We start from the raw sequence: 22,944 nt of genomic DNA, 5'->3' as shown, positions 1-22,944 counted from the left end.
TAAGGAGAATAGATGAAGATTTATATTACAGATTGTGACCATGAATCCATGGAAATAGAAAAACAAACTTTTACAAAAAATGGTGTCGATTTTGCCATACTAAACATTACGCAACCAGCTGATATTATTAAATATTGTCATGATGCTGATGCTTTAGTTTTACAATATGCAACCATATCGGATGATGTTTTAAGTAATCTAAAAAATTTAAAGGGTGTTGTACGCTACGGCGTTGGTGTCAATACTATTGATATTGAATCTGCAACAAAAAATAATGTCGCAGTTTGCAATGTGCCTGATTATGGTACCAATGAAGTGGCAGATCATGCCTTATCACTCATCATGGCGCTAACAAGAAAATTGCCATTATTTGTTAATGATACAAAAAAGGGGATTTGGGCTTATGAGAAAGCAATTCCAATCTATCGTTTACAAGAACAAACAGCGGGTATTATCGGATTAGGTAGAATTGGCCTTTCATTAGCTAAAAAACTACATGGCATTGGACTTAAAGTCATTGGTTTTGATCCCCTAGCGAAGCAAGAAGATCTTCCCGATTTTATCGAGTGCGTTAACTTTGAAAAATTATTAACTGAGTCAGACATTATTTCACTTAATCTGCCGCTAATTAAACAAACACAAAATTTAATTAGTTATGAGCAATTTTCAGTAATGAAAAAAAATTGCTATTTAGTTAATACCGCAAGAGGAGGCATTGTAAATGAAGAGGCGCTTTATCATGCCTTATTAAATAAGACAATTGCAGGTGCAGCGCTTGATGTATTTATGCATGAACCCCCTACAGATAGAAAGTTATTCGAGTTGGATAATTTTATTGCAACCCCGCATGCAGCTTGGTATTCCGAACAGTCCCAAAAAGATTTAAAACGTAAAGCTGCACAAGAAGCTATCCGATTAGCTAAAGGTGAAAAACCTTTATATTGCCTAAACAATTAAAAGTAAATCAAGGAAATAAATAATGAAAGCAATAATTTATAAAGGACCGAATAATGTAGTTTGTGAACAAACATCCAAGCCATCAGTTAATGAAAACGAAGTACTAATTAAAGTAAGTCATGCTGGAATTTGTGGTTCTGATCTCAATATTTATCTTGGTGTACATCCAAGAGCAAAAGCGCCTTTAGTATTAGGTCATGAATTTTCAGGGTATGTCGTCAATGGTGATGAACAATTACCAACAGGAACGAAAGTATGTGTTCGTCCGCTTATTTCCTGCGGTCAATGTTCAGCGTGTCAATCTGGTAATAGCCATGTTTGTAAAACGCTTAAACTGTATGGTATTGATACTGCAGGTGGTATGGCTGAATATGTAAAAGTAGATAAAAGCAAAATACATATACTACCTGATGATTTTCCAATGAATTTAGGTGCCTTTGTTGAACCATTAGCGGTAGGTATTCATGCTGTATCAAGAACGCCATTTAAGGTTGGTGATTCAGTGGTCGTTTTTGGTGCCGGTACCATTGGATTATGTGTTGCCAGTGTACTAAAGCTTGCTGGCGCAAAACAAGTTATTGTTATCGAAACCAATGATTTCCGTATTAATTTAGCCAAAGAACTTGGTTTTATCGTCATTAATCCTAAACAGGAAGATGTTTTAACTGCTGTTTTAAAATTAACCAATCATATAGGCGCTGATATTGTTTATGATTGTGCCGCACATCCATCCGTTGCTTTGCAATTAACTGATTTAGTTAAAGTTCAAGGAACAATCGAAATTGTAGGCTCATATAAAAAACCAACAGAATTTAAATTACTCGACATTGAATTTAAAGAACTCACGATTATTGGTACTCGAGTATATGAAGCCAGAGATTTTGAAACTGCAATCAAATTTATACAACAAGATTTTCCATATAAAAAATTACTCACCATATTAACTCCAGAAGAGGCAACACAAGGGTTTGCTAATGCATTAACGGGTGAGAATGTGATTAAAACATTGTTTAAATTTGCAGATTAATAAAAATATAAAAAATTAAGGTATATCATTATGAAAAATAAAAATCCATTTGATTTAACAGGTAAAAATGCAATTGTTACAGGTGCATCACGGGGAATCGGTAAGTCTTTAGCAATGAGTTTAGCCAATGCCGGAGCTAACATCATCATTATTGATGTCACACGAGATGAGCAAACCGAACAAGAGATACAAAAATATAATGTAACTTGTGAAACCATTACTTTTGATTTATCTCATTTTGAGCAGTATGCCGACCTCATTTCCAGTATTATTCAAAAATACCAGCACATTGATATCTTAATCAATAATGCTGGTATACAACGGCGCTATCCCTCTGTGGATTTTCCTAAGCATGATTGGGATCTGGTTATTAATATTAATATGAATGCTGTATTTTTTATGTGCCAACAAGTAGGTAAACATATGCTTGAAAGAGGATACGGGAAAATTGTTAATATTGCTTCATTACTTGCTTTTCAAGGTGGATATACCATTCCCGCTTATACAGCAGCAAAATCAGCGGTGGCAGGGTTTTCAAAATCTTTATCCAATGAATGGGCATCAAAAGGTATCACAATCAACTGTATCGCCCCTGGTTATATCGCAACAGAAATGAATACTGCTTTAATGAATGATGAAATTCGTAATCGCCAGATCCTAGAACGGATCCCTGCCGGGCGTTGGGGTAACCCTGAAGACTTAGGGGGTGCAGCTGTATTTTTATCTTCCTCAGCATCCGATTATATTAATGGATTTACCATTGCGGTAGATGGCGGCTGGTTAGGCAGATAATTCAATATAAATTTACATGTATTTTGGCTTAATTATTGGCTAGCTGTTACAGCCAATAATTAACTTTTCAAGGAGATCACAATGATTATTGGCAATATTGAACATTTGGATTTAACCCCTTATTTACCTCAAAAATTAAAACATGCAATAGAATTAGTAAAACAACAGATAAATGACAATACCGAAAATGGTCGGTACTCAATTGATGGTGATAAAGTTTTTTATATGGTTTCAGAAACGTTATCCCGAACGCAAGAAGAAGGTAAATATGAATATCATGCTAAATACATTGATATTCAAATTGTATTATCTGGTCAAGAAGGCATGGCTGTATCAACTTTACCCCCTCATAGCGAAATAATTGAAGATAAGCTTATCAATGGGGATATTGCCTTTGTGAAAGCGCCAATAGAAGAAACCATGTTTGTATTACAACCAAAAGATTTTGTAATTTTTTACCCATACGAAGTACATAAACCTCTTTGTATTGTCGGTGGAAAAACTGAAAAAATTCGTAAAGTGGTCGTTAAAGTCAGCCTAGATTAGTTGACCACTTATGGTGGAAATAATGCCACATGAGATCTAATTACGTAATTTCAATTACCAATAATATCTGATAAGGACAAGTAATGACCATAAATATAGCAGTAATTGGCGAGTGCATGATTGAACTCTCAATTAAAGATAAGATAACGACAAGAGGCTTTGGTGGAGATACGTTAAATACTTCAGTTTATTTGTCTCGGTTATTTACTGACAATCAAGCAGCAATTTACTATGTAACGGGTCTTGGCGTTGATCCATTTAGCCAAGAAATGTTGAATCAATGGCAAAAGGAAAACATTAAAACCAATCTTATTCAACAAATGGATAATAAAATGCCTGGATTATATGCCATTGTTACCGATAGCCATGGTGAACGATCTTTCTATTATTGGCGAAACGATGCTGCAGCAAAATTTTGGTTACAGACTGAACAAACACAACAAATATGTAAAACAATAACTAAATTTGATTACATTCATTTAAGCGGTATTAGTGTTGCTATTTTAGATGAATACAGTATAGATAAGCTCATTGAATTGTTAGAAACGTTCAAAGCTAACGGTGGTAAAGTGATTTTTGATAATAATTATCGCCCACGATTATGGCGTAGTCAGGAGTACGCTCAAAACGTCTATTCTAAAATTCTATCCTATACCGATATCGCATTTTTAACCCAAGAAGATGAATATCTGCTATGGGGAAATGATAATTATGAAGATAGTATTGTTCGTAGTCGTAAATTGGGCGTAAAAGAGATCATTATTAAAAGAGGAAGTGAAAGTTGTATTGTAGCGACGGCAAATGATCGTGTAGAAGTTCCAGCAAATATTATTGCTAAGCAAAAAATTGTTGATACAACGGCTGCCGGAGACTCATTTAGTGCAGGGTATTTATCAATTAGGTTACTCGGTGGTTCAATTAAGGCAGCAATTAAGCAAGGACATGATTTAGCAGCAACAGTTATTCAATATCGTGGTGCAATCATACCTTATGAAGCAATGAATAATCTAATATCTGTTTAACCAGAAGTTAAAAATTATTTTAATCCAAATGTTATGTCGAAATGTACCCTAATCGTTTAGAAATCAACTTTGTCGTCTCTTTTAATAAAGAGGCGCATTTTTCAATTTGATTATGCATTCGATGGCTAGGACCAGCAATACTTAAAGCTGCTACAACCTCGTTACTATAATTAAATATGCCGGAAGCAACACAAACAAGACCTTCTTCAACTTCTTCCCAATCATAAGCGATATTTTCACGACGAACTTTAGCTAATAGTTCATTGAGTTGCTGTGAATCGGTTATGGTTTTTTGTGTATATTGTGGCAATGATGATTGTAAAATGCGTTCAATCTCGTCTTGTGATTGATGAGCAAGTAATATTCTACCTAATCCTGTACAATAGGCCGGTCGCATATGACCTAAATTGGAACTAGTATGAATAGCATTGTTACCTTCACTCTTATATAGATAGACTACATTGCCACTATTATAAACCCCTAAAAAACAGGTTTCATTGATTGTATTTGAAAGCGATTTAACATGTGGAATCGCTATATCGACAATATTAACATTGACAAGACTGGATATTCCAAGCTCTAACGATTTAAAACCTAGAGTATATTTACCTGATTTTTCATCTAAAAAAACATATTCACGATCAAGCAATGTGTTTAGAATCTTCTTTATTATAATTTTATTAAGTTTAGTGGCTTCAATTATTTCAGTAATTGTTACACCTGCTGCACAATTACTAATTACATCTAAAACAGCAATGGCTTTATCTATTGCTGAAGTTGTCTCTTTTTGGATCATGGTTTTAAACCTTTAAAAAATAGATAAAATGAATTCAACATTTAGATAAAGTTAATTCTTCTTTTTTAGTTCAACCGATATAGATGATGAGATACTTTTTAATTCACTAATGATAAGTTCTTTTTTCTGAATAATTCTAAAAGAAGATCCAGCAACACTTATTGCCCCTACTACTTTATTTTGCTTAATAAAGATTGGTACAGCAATACACGTTAAGCCTTCTTCAACTTCTTCATCATCCATAGAATAACCATCAATACACACCTTTGCTAAGCTATTATGGATGGCTTCTCGGTCAACAATGGTTTTACTGGTGAATTGAACTAGTGGACGACTTAAAACTTTATTAATTTCAACTAACGGTTGATAAGCTAATAATGATTTACCCAGTCCAGTACAATATACTGGCATTCGGCTACCAATATGTGAGTTGGTTTTAACAGCAAGTTCACCTTCGGCTTTATACAAATAGATAACACTGCCATCATGATAGACCGCTAAAAAGCAGGTTTCATTAAGCTTTGCAGCAAGTTTTTTTAAAAAAGGAATTGATATACCCACTAAAGATATATTCATCAATCCTTTGACGCCTAACTCAAAAGCTTTTACATCTAAAAAATATTTTTCAGTGGAGGCGTCATAGCAGAGATATTGTCTTTTTTTTAATATGTCTAAAATTCTAAATACTGTTGTTTTTGCCATCCGACTTAGTTTAACGATTTCGGCCAAAGATATTCCAGAAGAATAATGGCTAATTATTTCAAGCAAAGTTAAGGCATTATCTAACGTGGATTGTTGTTTTTGAAAAGACATTTATTGAGCTCCACACAAGGATACTTTTTAAATAGATTTCTATTAATTTATTAATAAAAAACAGTGCAATAGAAAATAAAATACGCATTTTCAAAAAGACTTCTGTATACTGTTTTTATCTAATTACATGTATAAATTAGGGTTAGTGGCTACATATTACTAGAATAATCTTTTTTTTTCTATAAATTCAATAACATCTTTCTATTATTAATTTTTTAAGAAAAAGATAAACTAGATTACTTTTTATTTCATATCGTTTTATTTATTTTCATATTCATTACAGTTTATTAGGAATAATTATTAATATCGTTTAAATTATTGCGATAAAATATGTAATACTACAATAATAACAAATTCAAAGGATGAAAAGATTGTTAAAGTTCATTAAAATTAAATATATAGTAATAGCAATCATTATTTTCGTAATTTTCTTTATTGCGAAATTAATTATATTTCCAACAGAAACAACTGTTAATTATATTACTTCCCCCGTTACCAAAGGTAACATTGAAAAATCAGTTCTAGCAGACGGTACAATTAGTGCTTTTAAACAAGTAAGCGTTGGGGCTCAAGTTTCAGGACAAATCAAAAAGCTTTATGTTGAGTTAGGCGACGAAGTTAAACAAGGTGATATGATTGCCGAGATTGACGATCTAAAACAAAATAATGATCTAAAGCAATCCGAAGCATCCCTTAATAGTTTAGAAGCGCAACGCAAATCTAAAAAAGCAAAATTGGTAAACTACCAGTTAACTTATGAGCGCCAATTAAAATTGGTTAATAAAGGCGTTGGTATTCAATCAGATTTAGATGCAGCAAAAGCTGATCTTGATGCAATTAAAGCCGATATTGCAGCCCTTGATGCAGATATTGTAAATGCTCAAGTTGCTGTAGATACCGCCAAAGTTAATTTAGGTTATACCAAAATTCGTTCGCCGATTGATGGTGTGATTGTGGCAATTCCCGTTGATCAAGGTCAAACCGTTAACTCAGTACAAAGTGCACCGACCATCGTAAAAGTTGCTCAACTTGATAAAATGACGATTGAAGCTCAAATTTCGGAAGCCGATGTCATTAATGTTAAAAAAGGTATGCCAGTCTATTTTACAATTTTAGGCCTACCCAATAAGCGTTTTGATGGTTTAACATTACGCGCAATTGAACCAGCTCCAGATTCAATTAATACCGAAACGACAACAAGTTCAAGTTCATCAACAACGAAAAGTGCTATCTACTATAATGGGTTATTTGATGTTGATAATCCAGATCGTATTTTACGTATATCCATGACAGCACAAGTCTACATTGTATTATCTTCAGCAAAAGATGTATTGACTATTCCATCTCAAGCTCTCCAAAAAAATCTAGCAGACAATAAAGCCATTGTTTATCTATTAAATAAAAGTAACGAAATTGAAGAACGAGAAGTTACAGTAGGCATTAATAATAATATAAATGTCGAAATAAAATCAGGTATTAAAGAAGGGGATACCGTTATAGTTAGTAGCACTAATGGTGCATCACTAAGTAGTAATGCAAAAGGGCCAAGGATGCGATTCTAATTATGGCAAACAAAAACACACCTCTAATTAAGCTTGAAAATATTGTTCGTGAATTCCCTGCAGGGGATTCAACCATACAAGTTCTTAAAAGTATAAATTTAACAATTAACGCTGGGGAAATGGTGGCAATTATTGGTGCATCGGGTTCCGGTAAATCTACCTTAATGAATATTTTAGGATGCTTAGACAAACCGACTACCGGTACTTATACTATAAGTGGTCGAATTACCAGTAAATTGTCGCCTGATGAATTGGCTGAACTACGTCGTGAACATTTTGGTTTTATCTTTCAACGCTATCATCTGTTAAATGCATTAACTGCTCAAGGGAATGTTGAAATTCCAGCAATCTATGCTGGTGTCAATGATGAAGAGAGACAAGAACGTGCTACCGAAATTTTAACTCGTTTAGGGCTAGCGGATAAAATTCACAATAAACCTAATCAGTTATCGGGTGGACAACAGCAACGTGTTAGTATCGGTCGTGCTCTAATAAATGGTGGGCAAATCATCTTAGCCGATGAGCCAACAGGTGCACTTGATCGTAAAAGTGGCCTAGAAGTTATGACGATACTACGCGAACTGCACAGTCAAGGTCATACAGTTATTATTGTCACTCATGATGCAAATATTGCCCAAAGCGCACAGCGAATCATTGAAATTAGTGATGGCAATATTATTTCAGATTCAATCAATCCTAATTATCAATCAGAAATTAACGACAATCGCCAAGTTAAACAAATTGAACAAGCTAAAACTCAAGATAATTTTCGAGCAAAATATTATCGTTTTCGTGATGCTTTCAAAATGGCAATTTTATCAATGTGTTCACAACGATTACGTACCTTTTTAACGATGTTAGGTATTATTATCGGTATCGCTTCTGTAGTTTCAATGGTGGCATTAGGACAAGGAACAAAACAAAAAATCTTATCAAATATTAATTCTATGGGGACAAGTACATTAGAAATTTATGCTGGTAATGGTTTTGGTGATCGTAATGCAGATAAAATTACAACTTTACGCTCATCGGATGCTGATTTTTTAGCTCAGCAAAGTTTTGTCCATAGTACTACTCCTAACCTATCAACCAGTGTTTATTTCAGAATTAATAATCTAGCAGTAACAGGGACTGTTAACGGTGTCGGTGAGCAATTTTTTGCTGTTCGTGGTTATGATATTACACAAGGTGTCTCTTTTAATCAAACTAGCATTGATAATTCGGCACAAGATGCCGTAATCGATGAAAACACAGTAAAGCGATTATTTGCAAATGAAGATCCAATCGGAAAAATTTTAATGGTCGGTCAGCTACCAGTTAAAATTATTGGAGTTGCTACAAGGCAACAGCAAGGATTTGGTAGTAATGAGAGTCTAAATGTTTGGTTACCTTATACGACTGTTATCAATCGTATGGTTGGGCAAACTCCATTAAGAAGCATTACTGTGCGCATTAATGATAATATTGATTTGTCGATTGCAGAGCAAGCCGTTAATCGAATTATGTTACAAAGGCATGGCACTAAAGATTTTTTCATTTTTAATTCAGACAATGTGCGTGAAACAATAAATTCTTCAGCTTGGGTCTTGACGCTATTAGTGTCAACCATTGCATTAATTTCACTTATTGTTGGCGGTATTGGTGTAATGAATATCATGCTCGTTTCAGTCACCGAAAGAACACGAGAGATCGGTGTTCGTATGGCAGTTGGAGCACGCTCAAGTGACATTTTGCAACAGTTCTTAATTGAAGCAGTATTAGTATGTTTAACCGGTGGAATAATAGGCATTTTACTGTCATTTGTTGTTGGATTTATTTTTAATGTGTTAGTTACATCTTTTGCTATGAGTTTTTCATCCATAGCTATTGTTGCGGCATTTAGTTGCTCAAGTATCATTGGTATTATTTTTGGTTATTTTCCTGCCAAACGTGCTGCAAAGCTCGATCCAATTTATGCTTTAGAACGAGAGTAACTTTAATAGTTACAAAAAAGCCTTTACTGAATTTCTTCACGTAAAGGCTTTAAATACTTACTAAAACTTGAGTCTTTTAATAATCTTTTATTCTATATCGACTATTAACACTCATATCCTTTAATTATTTTTTCTTTTTTGCGTCAACTTTAACATTAGGATCTAAACTAGCTAAAAAATTTGCAACTCTAACATAATCAGCTATATAAGCATCATCGTTTGATGTATCTAAACCAGAAGAATTAATATAAAATTTACGATTAACAATAATAGAAGGAATAGATGACGGTTGCATTTCTTTAATAGCGTCAGCTTGTTGAGCCATAAATGCTTTTACTAAGAAACTATTTTTAGTTTTTTCATAAGTTTCCTCATCAACGCCTAATTTTGCAAATACTATCTTAATATCATCAGCCGTTTTTATTGTTCTATCTTTTTGTACTGCATTATAAAGTGCTTCCGATGCTTTATCTTCTATGCCAAGAACGTTAGCTATCGCCCATGCTTCAGATAATTCCATAGCCAGCGATCCAAAGTCCAATAAGTGATAACGTTTAACTTTCATCTCTTCTGGTAAAGCTTTAGCTATAAGGTTCGTACCATGATATTTTGTTTCGAATCGAAAACAACTAGGACAATTAAACGAGAAGAATTCAATGACTTCTTTTTCAGGTGATGGATAAGTTGGTAATACAATATATTGTTTACCCTCTTCAATTGGTGCTTGTGTTGTTGCAGTGATTTGGGATGTATTTGATATTGCATTTGTCGAAGAATCATCCGCAAAACAATTTACCGAAAATAACAATACACCCATAGCAATAAGCGTTTTTTTCATCTAATTCATTCTCCTTATTCTTTAATAATTCCGCGGGCTTTTAACAATGCGGTTTTAAAATCATCTTCATAATCTTTTTTTAACCCAGGTATTGCTTCATTTTTATCTGAGTTACGCATTTTTAAATGATAAATTAGCACTTCATCACTCAAATCTTTTAGGTCACCGTCAAAACCAGCTTCTTTACCCAATTTATCTAAAAGTTGCAATAAATTCAGATCTGAATCTGCTTCCCATGCTGGTTGTAATAACTCTATTAACTCATCTATACGATGACATTTCATAATAACTACCTTATTAAATATTCAACTAAGTTGAAAGTGATAATATAAACCTTTATGTTAATCTTTACTTTACTATCTATATATTAAAAGGTCTCTATTATATACTCGACTTTAAATTTAAATAGTGCATTTAGAAAGATATCATAAACTGCTGATATAGGTTATTTGCGACTAAAAAATAACTTTGCTATATAGTAATGCTATTTTGTTTTTTGGCAATGTAAAAGAGAAATAATTTATGCGAAAACTGTCAATTACTGCAATTATTTTAGCCGGTGGGCAAAGTAACCGTATGAATGGTAAGGATAAAGGTTTAATGTTGTTAGCAGGAAAACCGCTTTATCAACATGTCATTGATCGTATTAAACCTCAAGTCAATTTGGTTATGATTAATTGTAATCGACATGCAGATCTATATAGTTCATTAGGCTATTTTGTTTTTTGTGATGATTTAAAAGGATTTTTAGGACCTTTATCAGGGATTTATAGTGGCTTATTAAGAAGTACAACAGATTGGAATTTATTTGTGAGCTGTGATACGCCTTTTTTACCTGAAGATCTTATCGATCGTTTAGCAAAATTTACAGCAACCCATCAAGCGATTTACCCTTTCGATGGAGAAAATGATCACCCTACTATTTTATTGATCCATAAAAATATCATCCCCCAACTAAAAAAATATTTAGACAACGGAGATCGTAAGCTTATGCTGTTTCTTAAGCAAATTAATGCTATCGCTGTTGATTTTAGTGAAAATCCTTTAGGCTTTACTAATATTAATACTCTAGAAATGCTGGAAAGAGCTAACATTTCATTCAAGTAATTATTATTAAACCATATTTAGTTGGTTTATATAGTGCAAAATTAAACATAATCTTTTATAACTCAAACATAAATTAAAAATCTTAAAAGCTAGAGGTAATTTTCAAACATTAACCTTTTTTTCAGATCGGTTGGCGATATTTTCAATTTATATTATATAGCCGTGCAAATATATTTATAAAAATATATTATTATTTTCTAAGTAGCGCCTTTAACTGTTTAGCAAAATTCTCTATTTCTACTTCTTGTGTTGCCCATGAAGTACAAAAACGTAAGCCAATATGACTTGGATCAGTTTGGCCTAAATTATCTAGGGCATACAGTGAAATAATTTTTTTGGCAAGTTGATTAGGAAAATTAACAAACAGTTGATTGGATTGTGGTTTAGCTGCAAATGTTAATCCTTCATTCTCAAACAAATTTTTGAGTTTTTCAGCCATATCATTGCTATGCTTACCAAGCGAAATATAAAGATTATTTTCCATTAACGCTTTAAACTGTACAGCTATAATCCAACTCTTTGCTAGTATTGCTCCTTTTTGTTTCATATTGAAACGGAAATCATGATTAATTGAAAGATTATTAAATATCAATGCCTCACCCGCAAAGGCGCCAACTTTAGTACCGCCAATATAAAATGCGTCAGTGTATTTAGCCAAATCAGGAAAAGTAATATCGTTATCTTTTGCCGCCAAGGCCATTGCTAGACGAGCACCATCTAAATAAAGATAAAGATGATGTTTTTGACAAAATTGATACAGTTTTTTTAACTCTTGCTTCGTATATAGAGTACCTAATTCGGTAGTGTTTGAAATGTAGACAAGTTTAGGTTGCACCATATGTTCATCACAATGATAATCTAAAACAGGTTTAATTAATTCTGGTGTTAATTTTCCATCTTCAGTTTTGACTGTAACAACTTTGTGCCCTGTCGCTTCAATCGCACCTGTTTCATGAACATTGATATGACCAGTTTCAGCAGCAATAACTGCCTGATAAGGTTTTAAAATATGTGAAATCATGGTCAAATTGGTAATGGTTCCGCCTGCCATAAAATGCACATCGGCATTCGGTGATTTTAATATTTTCTTAATGCTATTTATTGCATCATTACAACATTCATCTAATCCATAACCACTCAACTTTTTATTATTAATATCAACAAATTCTTTTAATAAATTAGGGTGCACTGTTTGATTATAATCATTTAAAAAATCGTACATATCATTACCTTTAATCTTGTATAAAATGATGTAATATTTATCTTTAATATAACATGTTAGAGTTCATAGTCTATGAATGATAAAAAAATAATTGGAATCACAGGGTATAGCGGCAGTGGTAAAACAACACTGTTAACAAAAGTTATTGCACTGCTTGTTGAGCAAGGATTTAAAGTCGCCACGTTAAAACATGCCCATCACGATATTGAATTTGATATACCAGGGAAAGATAGTTATAAATTGCATAAAGCTGGATCATTACAAACTATCGTGGCATGTAATAATCGTTATGCGTTAATTCATGAAACACCTGATAAACCTGTTGATATACAGACATTAATTAATCACTTTTCAGATGTCGATATTATATTAGTTGAGGGATTTAAAGATGAAACTATTCCTAAAATTATGTGCCACCGAAGCGCAAATCAAAAACCTCTTTTTATAGATAATTTTACTGTCGCTATTGCCTGTGATAAACCAATAGAGACTAATTTACCAAAACTTAATATCAATGAACCGAGCCAGATAGCCGAATTTATAAAAAGTTATTTTGAATTAAAATCAAATTAAACAGCCAAGACATAAAGGTATCACCAATTTTGTGCATAATTTACGCAGACTAATGGCTTATACTCATATAAACAATAAACCCAAATGTACTATTTATTATCTATAACATTTGGGCTTTTACAAAACTCTGATTATTTATTTAGTTTTAAAAAATCTAAAAAAGTACATTTCGATTATCAGGCAATAAAATACGATCATTATTTTTTTCTTTATCAAGAATAGCTGGATTTATTTGATAATCTAATAGGTTAGATAACATATATTATTAATTAAGCTACTTAAATAACCATTTGATTCACGAAACAATTCTATAAATTGGCAATCAAATTGTTTATTAGCGGATAACTTGATCAATCCCATTTGCTTAACCGTGGCTAAAGTTAACAATTTCTATATTAAAAATTTTAATTAAAATAATTTTAAATTTCTGAAATTGTTACCCTCTAGAGCGATGCTATCAGTTAGAAAGTTAATCGAAAGTTCATACTATTGTATGAACAAAATTATGATTCTAATTTATAATTTGGGTACATCCTGTTCGAGGAAGTATATCAAGCATTTCATCAATAAAGAGGAAACTTACAACGATATAAAGAAAAATAACAATGCCTGGAACTTTTTTAGGACGTTTATCTCCAAATCCGCCTCTACGGAATGAAGACAAATAAACCAAGCATATACTGAGAAAAATTACATATAAATAATCCAAAATAGCCCCCCTCCTTTAGTTGTTATTTATACTATTTTAGTAGATTTTTTTAACAGTGCAATAATTTATAAGTTTTAATGAATTTTTTAGATGATTCAAACACATTTTAACAATTTTAAAAAATTAACTATCTTTTTTAGGATCCAAACCCAAGGAAATTAAATCCGAAAAATTTTAATATTCCACACCATAAAATGCTATACCGTAATTATCTCAGCACTATCTTTTTATTTATTCTGCTATTTTCATTAAATAGTTGCGTTTAGAAAAATTTATTTATTTAAATAATAATATATCGTATCTTATTTCACTAATTTTTTATTTTATCTGAATAAGCATGAAATCTTTATTAAAAAGAGTTTTTAACATTACAAAAAAAATGATAATTGGATTTATACTGTTATCTTTTTTAATTGTTCTTTTATTAAGATGGGTTGCTCCTTTTGGTTCTATGTTAATGGTAGAGAGAAAACTCACTCATTGGAATATTACTCAACAACGGACATGGAAAGATTGGAATCAAATATCAGATCATATAAAAATAGCGGTTATCGCTGCTGAAGATCAAAAGTTTGCTAATCATTGGGGATTTGATTTTAAAGCAATTGATCTTGCTCTACAGCATAATCGAAATAATAAAAAAATTCGTGGTGCCAGTACTATTAGTCAACAAGTAGCAAAAAATATTTTTTTATGGCCTTCGCGTAGTTGGATTCGTAAAGGTTTTGAATCCTTGTTTACTCTTGAAATTGAGTTACTCTGGTCTAAACGACGAACGCTTGAAATTTATCTAAACAGTGTTGAGTGGGGAGAGGGAATCTTTGGTATAGAAGCAGCTTCGCAATACTATTTTCAAGTAAGTGCTAACAAGTTAACGCCTTATCAAGCAAGTCTACTCGCTGCTACATTACCTAACCCTAGAAAATGGAATCCAGCTAACCCTAATAATCATATACAAAAAAAAGCGCAATGGATTCGTAATCAAATGAATAACCTTGGCGGTAAAAATTATTTAAAACAGCTAAACTAATTTAATAGTTTATATAAATTTTTTAACAAACTCTGGTACAATTTTACTCGCTGGACCATAAATTTTTGTTTCAAATAAATTTTCCCCTAAACTTGGTTCTAAGTTAAGTTCAACAGTTTTGGCTCCCGCTTGATTAGCTATTTGAACAAATCCTGCAGCTGGATAAACATTACCTGATGTACCAATCGAAATAAAATAGTCTGTTTGTGAAAGTGCGTTATAAATTTCTTCCATTTGTAGTGGAATCTCACCAAACCAAACAATATGTGGGCGAATTAATTTATTTTCATGATAATTCACATCGTAATAGCAATCGATTATCTGTCCTGTTTTTTCATTGCGCACTTTTAATAATTCACCATGCATATGGATAATATTTTTAGAACCAGCTTGTTCATGCAAGTTATCCACATTTTGGGTAACAATTAATACATTATCCGAACCTAACTTTTGTTCTAATTGCGCTAAAGCAAAATGAGCCGTATTAGGTTTTACTTCAGGATTTTGTAGTTTTCTACGCAACATATTATAAAAATAATGAACAGCGACCGGATTACGCATATATCCTTCATAAGTCGCGACATCATTAACATCATAACCTTCCCATAAACCATTTTGGGCACGAAATGTCGATAACCCTGATTCAGCAGAAATACCTGCACCGGTTAAGATGACAATTTTTGGTGTTTTCAACATATCTATTCGCCTTTTTTATTAATAAATTAAATAAATTACTGAAAAAATATTATTGGCTATATTCTGTGGTAAATATGTGTAAGGCTGGTTTGCTTAACTTTTGATATTGGCTGTAAGCACTTGCTACTTTAAACCTTATTTCATCTTTCGATTCACCATTTAACCAGCTGTTAATCATTGCATGCACACTATAAGCTTCTGGCGCCATTCGATGCAAGGTTAAAATTAATGGTGTAATACCTAAACGAGATAATGGTGGAGTAAAATATTTCTGGCTTTTACAAGCAAATACCGCAGCGTAACGTAATTTTTGTTTTTCTTTCTCTGTTTTTGACAATGTATTCCAACGCCAACTATCAGGTAAATAATCACGCCATGATGATTCCATTAAATAATCATGACCAATATATATAACTAGGTCGGCATTTCCTCCTGCCATTACTGTTTTATCATTAAGTCTAATTTGCTGTGCTTTTTTACCCGCCGAATAATCTAAAAAATCATTAACAGTATTATCAATATATTTCCCATTATATGCTTGAGCAATGAGATACACATCCTTATTTCGATGTTTATAAATTATCTCTTCTAATATTTTTCCAGATGTGGGCTTATTAATGTTGATTACTTGCCACTCTTTTTGTTTAGCGAAATAGGTTTTAAAACCATAAGCAGCCCCCCAATAAAGATTATTTTTGGGATCTTGACCATTACCAATTGCCTGTGGAACGGGTACTATTTTTTGATATTTGTTATCACATAAGGCGACTAATACATGAATAGTTTTTGTTTCTGCAAAAGCCTGAAAAGAAAAGATTGAAAAAACTATTGGCATAATATAGAGATAATTAATGATTTTCTTCATTAGCTTTATATTCCTAATCTATATAATAATTCACGAAAAATAATTTTAATAATAAACTATAAAATATATTAAATAATTTAAATTCAATAAAATCATTATAATGTACGATAATGATTTTAGTGGCAAGTAATCATAAAAAATAAGGTATGAGTAATATGAAAACAATTGGATTAATTGGTGGGATGAGTTGGGAAAGCACAATAACTTATTATCAAGTCATCAATCAATTTATTAGCAAATCACTTGGTGGTTTACATTCAGCAAAAACACTTTTATACAGTGTTGATTTTCAAGAAATAGAAAGTTGCCAAGCAAATAATGAGTGGGATAAAAGCGCGATTATTTTAACTGATGCGGCTAAAAGATTAGAACTAGCTGGCGCTAATTTTATTATTATCTGTACTAATACGATGCATAAGGTTGCTGATCAAATTCAAAAAACTATTACTATTCCGATCATTCATATCGCCGATGTGACCGCCAAATATTTAATCAAAGATAAAATAAAGTCTGTTGCGTTACTTGGTACCAAGTACACCATGGAGCAAAACTTTTATAAATCAAAATTAATCGAAAAAGGTTTAAATGTTTTAATTCCTGATGAACAAGATAGAATAATCATCAATAATATTATTTATGATGAACTTTGCCTTGGGAAAATTAAACCTGAATCTAAGCAAGCTTACCTCAATATTATTGATAAACTCGTTAAGCAAGGTGCTGAAGGGGTGATTTTAGGCTGTACTGAGATCGGTTTATTAATAAATCAACAAAATCACGCCATCCCTTTCTTTGATACAGCCCTATTACATGCTCAAGAAGCAGCATGGTTAGCGATTAATTCGTAACGTCTTCTTTTATATATTCCAATATATCACCAGGTTGGCAATCTAAATAGTTACAGATTGCCTCTAGTGTTGCTAGCCTAAATCCTTTTACTTTACCTTGTTTAAGTAAAGATAAATTTTGTTCAGTAATACCAATGGCAGCCGCTAAATCTTTAGATTTAACTTTACGTTTAGCCAGCATTACATCTAAATTTATTATAATTGGCACTTTTGGCTCCTTGCTAAATAAACTGCTTATTTTCTTCGGCTATTTGACATGCTTTTTTCAATATTTGACCAACTATCATAATACTTATTGACGGAAATAATAACATTAAATCTTCACTGGTGAATGATAGAGAAATGTAACGTTCCGAAAGATCATTATTAAAAGATATGATTAATGATGATAATGGCTCAGTGATTAATTGTATCACTTCCCAAATAACTAATGTTGTACCAAACTTATAACAATAATTAGCCGAACTTACTGAAAAATAGTCCGATTTACTATAACTTAAAAAAAGTAATCTAAGCTGAAAGAAAGCATAAACTAAAATTGCAATAATAATGGTATCAATTAAGGTAACTAAAACGGCTTGCCATGTAGAAAGTTTAGTTGGGTCAATATCAGAGCTATCTGCACTATGGGCAATAAAAAAGGAATATCCACCCGATTCTAAACCAATATTGTGTATATCAAAAAAATAAAATAATAAAGGAGATACCATTCCAATTAATATCGTTATTATAGGAACAAAAGTTAACAATGCCATTAATTTACAGTATTTATTTAGACGTGACTGAGATTGAAAGATATTTGTATTCATTTTTATTTCCTTATGTATAAAAATTAAATACAGCTTATCACTCCCAAAAATACAAAACAACAATAAATTAAAATAAAACGATAATTTTTTATTATTATAAAATAATAAAACTATTATTATCCTTTTTATTAAACAGATAAATTAAATTTAGATTACAAAAAAGCCCCACTTTTAACCAAAGTAGGGCTTATTTATTATTAATAAAAATCAATTATGCTTCTATAGCAATTCTTAGTTTTTTCATCGCATTTTTTTCAAGTTGGCGAATACGTTCGGCAGAAACGCTGTATTTGTCGGCCAATACTTGCAGTGTTGATTTGCTATCATCAGCATCTAACCAACGCGCTTTAATAATATCTTGGCTACGTTCATCTAATTGAGATAAGGCATCATGTAGCTTATCGGTTGCATCATTCTCCCAATTGTCATTTTCAATTGATTTTGAAAAATCAGAATTACTATCTTCTAAATACAGTGCTGGTGCAACAATTGAATTGTCGTCATCATCATTATCAATATCAAATGACATATCTTGTGCTGACATGCGCGATTCCATCTCTAGAACATCTTTACGACTTACACCAAGTTCATCAGCAACCATATCCACTTCAGCACTATTAAACCAACCTAAACGTTGTTTATTTTTTCTTAGATTGAAGAATAACTTTCTTTGTGCTTTTGTAGTTGCAACTTTCACAATACGCCAATTTTTTAAGACATATTCATGTATTTCAGCTTTTATCCAATGCACAGCAAATGAAACTAGGCGAACCCCCATTTCAGGATTAAAGCGACGTACCGCTTTCATTAAACCAATATTACCTTCTTGAATTAAATCTGCTTGAGGTAAACCATAACCAGCATAACCACGAGCAATGTGCGCAACAAAACGTAAATGTGACAAAATTAATTGTTTTGCAGCATCAACATCATCATGATAATAAAGTTTTTCGCCTAATGATTTTTCTTCCTCTGCAGTTAACATTGGATAAGTATTAATCATACGAAGATATGATTCAATATTTCCTTGTGGGATTAAAGCACCTACTTGCATTTTTAAATCAGTACTCATTTAACTCCCTCCTTAATTTAAACTAGTTTTGTCGCTTATTCATAATGGCAACAATATAACTGTAATATTAGACCACTAAAATGTGATTTAGTTCACATTTATTATTAATTTAATAATAAGAACTATACTTAAATAATTAAGCAATGTGCATCGTTTTTAAATATTTCTTAGTCGATACCAGTGCAGAAAACCAACCAAGAATCATAGAGAACAATACAATTAGTATACTTTCGTCCCATGAAAGTCCTTTAAGTATAAATTGTGTACCAAAAATAGCAGAAACACGTAATATAATTGAATCTATTTGAAAAATAAATACTTCTGATAAAATCAACGAAAAAATTGCACTAATAAATCCAATCAATATACCATTATACAAAAATGGACGTAATATAAAACCTTCAGTTGCTCCAATCAATTGCATCACTACAATAACTTGTCTACGAGCAAAAATGTTTAATCGAATACTATTTCCTATGACAAGCGAAACAGCACCAATCATAAATATCGAAATTATCCACACGATGGATTTTACCATATCGGTCAATGCAGTTAATCGAGTAAACCAACTATCGTCAAGTTGAACATCATCAACCCCTTTAATCTCTAGTAATTTGGATTGAAAAGCATGCAATGTAGCTGTTTGTTTCGCTTCTTCTTTTGGAATAATAATAGCTACTGCTGGTAACGGATTTTCATCCAGAAGATCAAGCGCGTTGCCAAATCCAGACCACGTTTTAAATTCTTCTTTTGTTTGATCTCGAGAAAGATATTCAATTTTTTCAACCTCAGGATAAGATTTAAGCTTAGAAATCAATTCTGTGGTTTGTGTTGAAGTTAATTCCTTATTTATGTAAACAGTTAAATTTGGCGTTGGATACCACTGATTCGAAGCGTGATTAGCATTTTTCCAAAGTAGATAGCTAATCGTTGGTAATGTTATTGAAATCGCAATAACAAAAACTGTCAGTAATGAAGCAAAAATATGTTGAGTGAAATTATTAAAGGTATTACGCCAAGCATAACCAATTTGCCTTCTCCAATGACAAAAAAAAATATTGCTATCTTTTCCATTGGATTTATTCGGTTTAATATTAGCGCTCATTATTAATTTTTAACCTCTAAATGCCCTTGATTTAAATGCAATATACGATGTTGTTTATGGCGAATAAGCGTCATATTGTGAGTCGCCATCAAGACAGTTACTCCTGTTTGATTAAACTCCTCAAATAGTTTTAAAATGTCTTTCGAAAGTTTATCATCCAAATTTCCTGTGGGTTCATCAGCAAGTAGGACATTAGGATGATTTACAATTGCTCGAGCAATCCCGACACGTTGCTGCTCACCACCAGATAATTGTATTGGATAAAATTTCATTTTATTTAACAATCCAACTTTATCCAATGAGGCAGAAACTCGTCGACGAATTTCTTCAGGTGATTTTCCTAAAATAATTAATGGGATAGCAACGTTATCATAAACAGTATGATCCATTAGTAGTTGATGATCTTGAAAAATCATACCAATGGTACGACGTAAAAATGGCATTTCTTGTCGTTTTAAACTTGAAACATCAATACCATTTAATAAAACTTTGCCATCATTCGCTTTTTCGAATCCACAAATTAGTCGCATTAAGGTGCTTTTACCTGCACCAGAATGACCAGTTAAAAATGCCATTTCTCCGGGTAATAAAGTAAAGGTTATATTTTGTAATGCTGGTTTCCCGCCAGAATAAACTTTACTTACACGTTGAAATTGGATCATTATTTTTTACTCTTCTGTTTGATCAAACAGAGCATTAATAAAATCATCGGCAACAAAAGGTCTTAAATCTTCAATTTTTTCACCGACCCCAATATAACGAATAGGTATATTAAACTGATCGGCAATACTAAAAATAATACCACCTTTTGCTGTTCCATCTAATTTAGTTAATGCCATTCCTGTAACACCAACCGCCTCATTAAATAATTTTGTTTGACTGATAGCATTTTGTCCTGTACCTGCATCAATCGTTAACATAATTTCATGTGGAGCCGTTTCATCTTGCTTTTTAATTACACGCACTATTTTTTTTAATTCATCCATTAAATGAGATTTATTTTGTAAACGACCTGCTGTATCCGCAATTAATACATCTATTTTTTTGGCTTTTGCTGCTTGTATAGCATCAAAAATGACTGATGCTGAATCGGCATTAGTATGTTGAGCAATAACAGGAATATTATTACGTTCACCCCATACTTGTAATTGTTCTACAGCTGCAGCACGAAAAGTATCGCCAGCAGCCAACATAACTGATTTGCCTTGTTGTTGAAACTGACGAGCTAATTTACCAATAGTTGTTGTTTTACCAACCCCATTAACACCAACCATTAAAATAACAAATGGTTTATGACTATCTATATTAAGTGGCTTATCGACTCCGTCTAAAATAGATTTCATTTCTTGTTTTAAAAGCTCGTGTAATGCATCTGCATCTTTTAGCTCTTTTCTTGAAGCATGTTGAGTTAATGTACTAATAATCTTTTGTGTTGTATCAAAACCTACATCAGCGATAAGCAATTGTTCTTCTAATTCTTCAAATAGTGCATCATCGATCTTTTTTCCTCTAAATAAATTAAGGAATCCAGATCCTATATTCTGTTTTGTTTTAAAAAGTCCTTTTTTCAAACGAGAAAAAAATCCTTCTTTTTTTTGTTCAACCATAAATTGTTTATCCCATGACAATCATAAGTGATCATTTTATATTATTTTAAAATAAAGCCCAATGTATTCAAATAAAAGGAATAACATTATTAATTTATTTTGCTCATTTTATTAAATTATAAAATGAATGATACGTTATCTATAAAGAATAATTAAAAATAATTATCAATAAAGATCCGAAGTTTTAATATGACACCATTCACCTAATGGTAATTGGTGAGTAAATAAATTATATTTGCCAATTTGAACTCTAATTAGTCGTAAACAAGGAAAACCCACTGCTGCACACATTCGCCTAACTTGGCGATTCTTTCCTTCAGTGATAGTAATACTTATCCATGATGTGGGTATTGTTTTACGTTCGCGAATAGGAGGAACTCTTTTCCATAGGAGCAATGGCTCGTCTAGAAAATCTACTATAGCTGGCGCTGTATAAAATTCCTTTAACTGAATACCTTTTCTCAGTTCATCTATCGCTTGTTGGTTAATTGAACCTTCAACTTGTACCCAGTAGGTTTTTGGCAATTTAAATTTTGGTGAGCTGATTTTAGCTTGTAATTTACCATCATTTGTTAATAATAACAATCCTTCGCTATCGGTATCTAAACGTCCAGCCGGATAAAATTTTGGTAATTTTATAAAATCTTTTAATGTCTGATACTTTTCATGAGGTGAAAACTGAGTTGTGACATTAAAGGGTTTATTAAAGGCTATTAATGAGTGCATCTCATCCTGCTTTAACTTTAGTTTCAATATCATGCTAAACTTATTATACACTAAATGAATTATTATTTAGCCATATACTAAACATAGCATCTTATATAAATTTCAGTCAGTTTTATTATCTCTATATGCAAAAAAGCCCAGCATTCCTGCTGGGCTCTCTCTATATTTAAAAGTCTGGCGGCTCCCTACTCTCACATGGGTAATACCCACACTACCATCGGCACTTCGGCGTTTCACTTCTGAGTTCGG

Annotated in this window: 24 protein-coding genes and 1 pseudogene; 11 read left to right on the top strand and 14 right to left on the bottom strand. The window is 32.1% G+C overall.

Annotation, left to right across the window (positions count from 1 at the left end; translation table 11 throughout):
- The first annotated feature begins 12 nt into the window (after positions 1 to 12).
- From H3S73_RS08395 to H3S73_RS08375, 5 genes are all read left to right on the top strand, one after another.
- Positions 13 to 957: a C-terminal binding protein gene (locus tag H3S73_RS08395; RefSeq protein ID WP_198227702.1), complete on the top strand. Its 945-nt coding sequence runs from the start codon at positions 13 to 15 to the stop codon at positions 955 to 957.
- A 22-nt stretch (positions 958 to 979) separates the two neighbouring features.
- Entirely contained in the window at positions 980 to 1,984 is a 1,005-nt protein-coding gene (locus H3S73_RS08390) for a zinc-binding dehydrogenase (RefSeq protein WP_198236371.1), read from the top strand.
- Positions 1,985 to 2,014: 30 nt separating this feature from the next.
- Positions 2,015 to 2,776 (top strand): 2-dehydro-3-deoxy-D-gluconate 5-dehydrogenase KduD, encoded by a 762-nt coding sequence (kduD, locus tag H3S73_RS08385; protein ID WP_198236370.1) that lies wholly within the window; start codon positions 2,015 to 2,017, stop codon positions 2,774 to 2,776.
- An 81-nt stretch (positions 2,777 to 2,857) separates the two neighbouring features.
- Complete coding sequence (locus tag H3S73_RS08380) at positions 2,858 to 3,322, top strand: YhcH/YjgK/YiaL family protein (RefSeq protein WP_065738175.1); 465 nt, start codon at positions 2,858 to 2,860, stop codon at positions 3,320 to 3,322.
- Positions 3,323 to 3,405: 83 nt separating this feature from the next.
- A complete protein-coding gene (locus tag H3S73_RS08375) occupies positions 3,406 to 4,344 on the top strand; it encodes a sugar kinase (protein ID WP_198236369.1) in 939 nt (312 codons plus the stop codon).
- A gap of 31 nt (positions 4,345 to 4,375) precedes the next feature.
- Here the strand turns inward: H3S73_RS08375 and H3S73_RS08370 are convergent, their stop codons facing one another.
- Both H3S73_RS08370 and H3S73_RS08365 read right to left on the bottom strand, forming a co-directional pair.
- Positions 4,376 to 5,140 (bottom strand): IclR family transcriptional regulator, encoded by a 765-nt coding sequence (locus tag H3S73_RS08370; RefSeq protein WP_198236368.1) that lies wholly within the window; start codon positions 5,138 to 5,140, stop codon positions 4,376 to 4,378.
- A gap of 51 nt (positions 5,141 to 5,191) precedes the next feature.
- Positions 5,192 to 5,953: an IclR family transcriptional regulator gene (locus H3S73_RS08365; RefSeq protein WP_086327064.1), complete on the bottom strand. Its 762-nt coding sequence runs from the start codon at positions 5,951 to 5,953 to the stop codon at positions 5,192 to 5,194.
- A 362-nt stretch (positions 5,954 to 6,315) separates the two neighbouring features.
- On the opposite strand from H3S73_RS08365, the gene H3S73_RS08360 reads away from it, so the two are divergent.
- Complete coding sequence (locus H3S73_RS08360) at positions 6,316 to 7,515, top strand: efflux RND transporter periplasmic adaptor subunit (protein ID WP_198236367.1); 1,200 nt, start codon at positions 6,316 to 6,318, stop codon at positions 7,513 to 7,515.
- A 2-nt stretch (positions 7,516 to 7,517) separates the two neighbouring features.
- Positions 7,518 to 9,488: a MacB family efflux pump subunit gene (locus H3S73_RS08355; RefSeq protein ID WP_198227714.1), complete on the top strand. Its 1,971-nt coding sequence runs from the start codon at positions 7,518 to 7,520 to the stop codon at positions 9,486 to 9,488.
- A 124-nt stretch (positions 9,489 to 9,612) separates the two neighbouring features.
- Here the strand turns inward: H3S73_RS08355 and H3S73_RS08350 are convergent, their stop codons facing one another.
- On the bottom strand, positions 9,613 to 10,326 hold the full coding sequence (locus H3S73_RS08350) for a DsbA family protein (RefSeq protein ID WP_198236366.1): 714 nt from the start codon (positions 10,324 to 10,326) through the stop codon (positions 9,613 to 9,615).
- Between the two features lie 14 nt (positions 10,327 to 10,340).
- Complete coding sequence (locus H3S73_RS08345) at positions 10,341 to 10,610, bottom strand: YihD family protein (protein ID WP_198227718.1); 270 nt, start codon at positions 10,608 to 10,610, stop codon at positions 10,341 to 10,343.
- Positions 10,611 to 10,848: 238 nt separating this feature from the next.
- Here H3S73_RS08345 and mobA point away from each other — a divergent pair, with 238 nt between their 5' ends.
- Positions 10,849 to 11,433 (top strand): molybdenum cofactor guanylyltransferase MobA, encoded by a 585-nt coding sequence (gene mobA / locus H3S73_RS08340; RefSeq protein ID WP_198227720.1) that lies wholly within the window; start codon positions 10,849 to 10,851, stop codon positions 11,431 to 11,433.
- 190 nt (positions 11,434 to 11,623) lie between these two features.
- Here the strand turns inward: mobA and H3S73_RS08335 are convergent, their stop codons facing one another.
- On the bottom strand, positions 11,624 to 12,655 hold the full coding sequence (locus H3S73_RS08335) for a low specificity L-threonine aldolase (RefSeq protein ID WP_025314293.1): 1,032 nt from the start codon (positions 12,653 to 12,655) through the stop codon (positions 11,624 to 11,626).
- 72 nt (positions 12,656 to 12,727) lie between these two features.
- Here H3S73_RS08335 and mobB point away from each other — a divergent pair, with 72 nt between their 5' ends.
- Both mobB and mtgA read left to right on the top strand, forming a co-directional pair.
- A complete protein-coding gene (mobB, locus tag H3S73_RS08330; RefSeq protein WP_198227724.1) occupies positions 12,728 to 13,228 on the top strand; it encodes a molybdopterin-guanine dinucleotide biosynthesis protein B in 501 nt (166 codons plus the stop codon).
- Positions 13,229 to 14,274: 1,046 nt separating this feature from the next.
- A complete protein-coding gene (mtgA, locus tag H3S73_RS08325) occupies positions 14,275 to 14,967 on the top strand; it encodes a monofunctional biosynthetic peptidoglycan transglycosylase (protein WP_198236365.1) in 693 nt (230 codons plus the stop codon).
- 9 nt (positions 14,968 to 14,976) lie between these two features.
- Here the strand turns inward: mtgA and cobB are convergent, their stop codons facing one another.
- Together cobB and H3S73_RS08315 are read right to left on the bottom strand one after the other, a co-directional pair.
- On the bottom strand, positions 14,977 to 15,663 hold the full coding sequence (gene cobB, locus H3S73_RS08320) for a Sir2 family NAD+-dependent deacetylase (protein ID WP_198236364.1): 687 nt from the start codon (positions 15,661 to 15,663) through the stop codon (positions 14,977 to 14,979).
- 49 nt (positions 15,664 to 15,712) lie between these two features.
- The gene (locus H3S73_RS08315) at positions 15,713 to 16,528 is read right to left on the bottom strand and encodes a hypothetical protein (protein ID WP_198227730.1); all 816 of its coding nucleotides are present in this window, start codon (positions 16,526 to 16,528) and stop codon (positions 15,713 to 15,715) included.
- A gap of 155 nt (positions 16,529 to 16,683) precedes the next feature.
- Between H3S73_RS08315 and H3S73_RS08310 the strand changes: the two genes are divergently transcribed.
- Positions 16,684 to 17,376, top strand: a complete 693-nt coding sequence (locus tag H3S73_RS08310) for an aspartate/glutamate racemase family protein (RefSeq protein WP_198227732.1) — start codon at positions 16,684 to 16,686, stop codon at positions 17,374 to 17,376.
- Here H3S73_RS08310 and H3S73_RS08305 read toward each other — a convergent pair.
- From H3S73_RS08305 to H3S73_RS08275, 7 genes and pseudogenes are all read right to left on the bottom strand, one after another.
- Entirely contained in the window at positions 17,366 to 17,584 is a 219-nt protein-coding gene (locus tag H3S73_RS08305) for a helix-turn-helix transcriptional regulator (protein ID WP_065738161.1), read from the bottom strand. The genes H3S73_RS08310 and H3S73_RS08305 overlap by 11 nt on opposite strands.
- A 13-nt stretch (positions 17,585 to 17,597) precedes the next feature.
- Positions 17,598 to 18,185 (bottom strand): DUF2975 domain-containing protein, encoded by a 588-nt coding sequence (locus H3S73_RS08300; protein ID WP_198227734.1) that lies wholly within the window; start codon positions 18,183 to 18,185, stop codon positions 17,598 to 17,600.
- 211 nt (positions 18,186 to 18,396) lie between these two features.
- Positions 18,397 to 19,257: an RNA polymerase sigma factor RpoH gene (gene rpoH / locus H3S73_RS08295; protein WP_065738159.1), complete on the bottom strand. Its 861-nt coding sequence runs from the start codon at positions 19,255 to 19,257 to the stop codon at positions 18,397 to 18,399.
- 136 nt (positions 19,258 to 19,393) lie between these two features.
- A complete protein-coding gene (gene ftsX, locus H3S73_RS08290) occupies positions 19,394 to 20,362 on the bottom strand; it encodes a permease-like cell division protein FtsX (protein ID WP_198227736.1) in 969 nt (322 codons plus the stop codon).
- Between the two features lie 2 nt (positions 20,363 to 20,364).
- A complete protein-coding gene (gene ftsE, locus H3S73_RS08285) occupies positions 20,365 to 21,024 on the bottom strand; it encodes a cell division ATP-binding protein FtsE (protein ID WP_198227738.1) in 660 nt (219 codons plus the stop codon).
- A gap of 6 nt (positions 21,025 to 21,030) precedes the next feature.
- Positions 21,031 to 21,954 (bottom strand): annotated as a pseudogene (gene ftsY / locus H3S73_RS08280) (signal recognition particle-docking protein FtsY); the annotation flags it as partial.
- A gap of 180 nt (positions 21,955 to 22,134) precedes the next feature.
- A complete protein-coding gene (locus tag H3S73_RS08275; protein WP_198227742.1) occupies positions 22,135 to 22,695 on the bottom strand; it encodes a pseudouridine synthase in 561 nt (186 codons plus the stop codon).
- Positions 22,696 to 22,944 lie beyond the last annotated feature (249 nt).

It is taken from the genome of Gilliamella sp. B14384G12 (assembly GCF_016101825.1).
GTDB lineage: Bacteria > Pseudomonadota > Gammaproteobacteria > Enterobacterales > Orbaceae > Gilliamella > Gilliamella apicola_N.
Note: the sequence above shows the minus strand (reverse complement) of the source record. Positions and strands in the feature narration are given on the sequence as shown.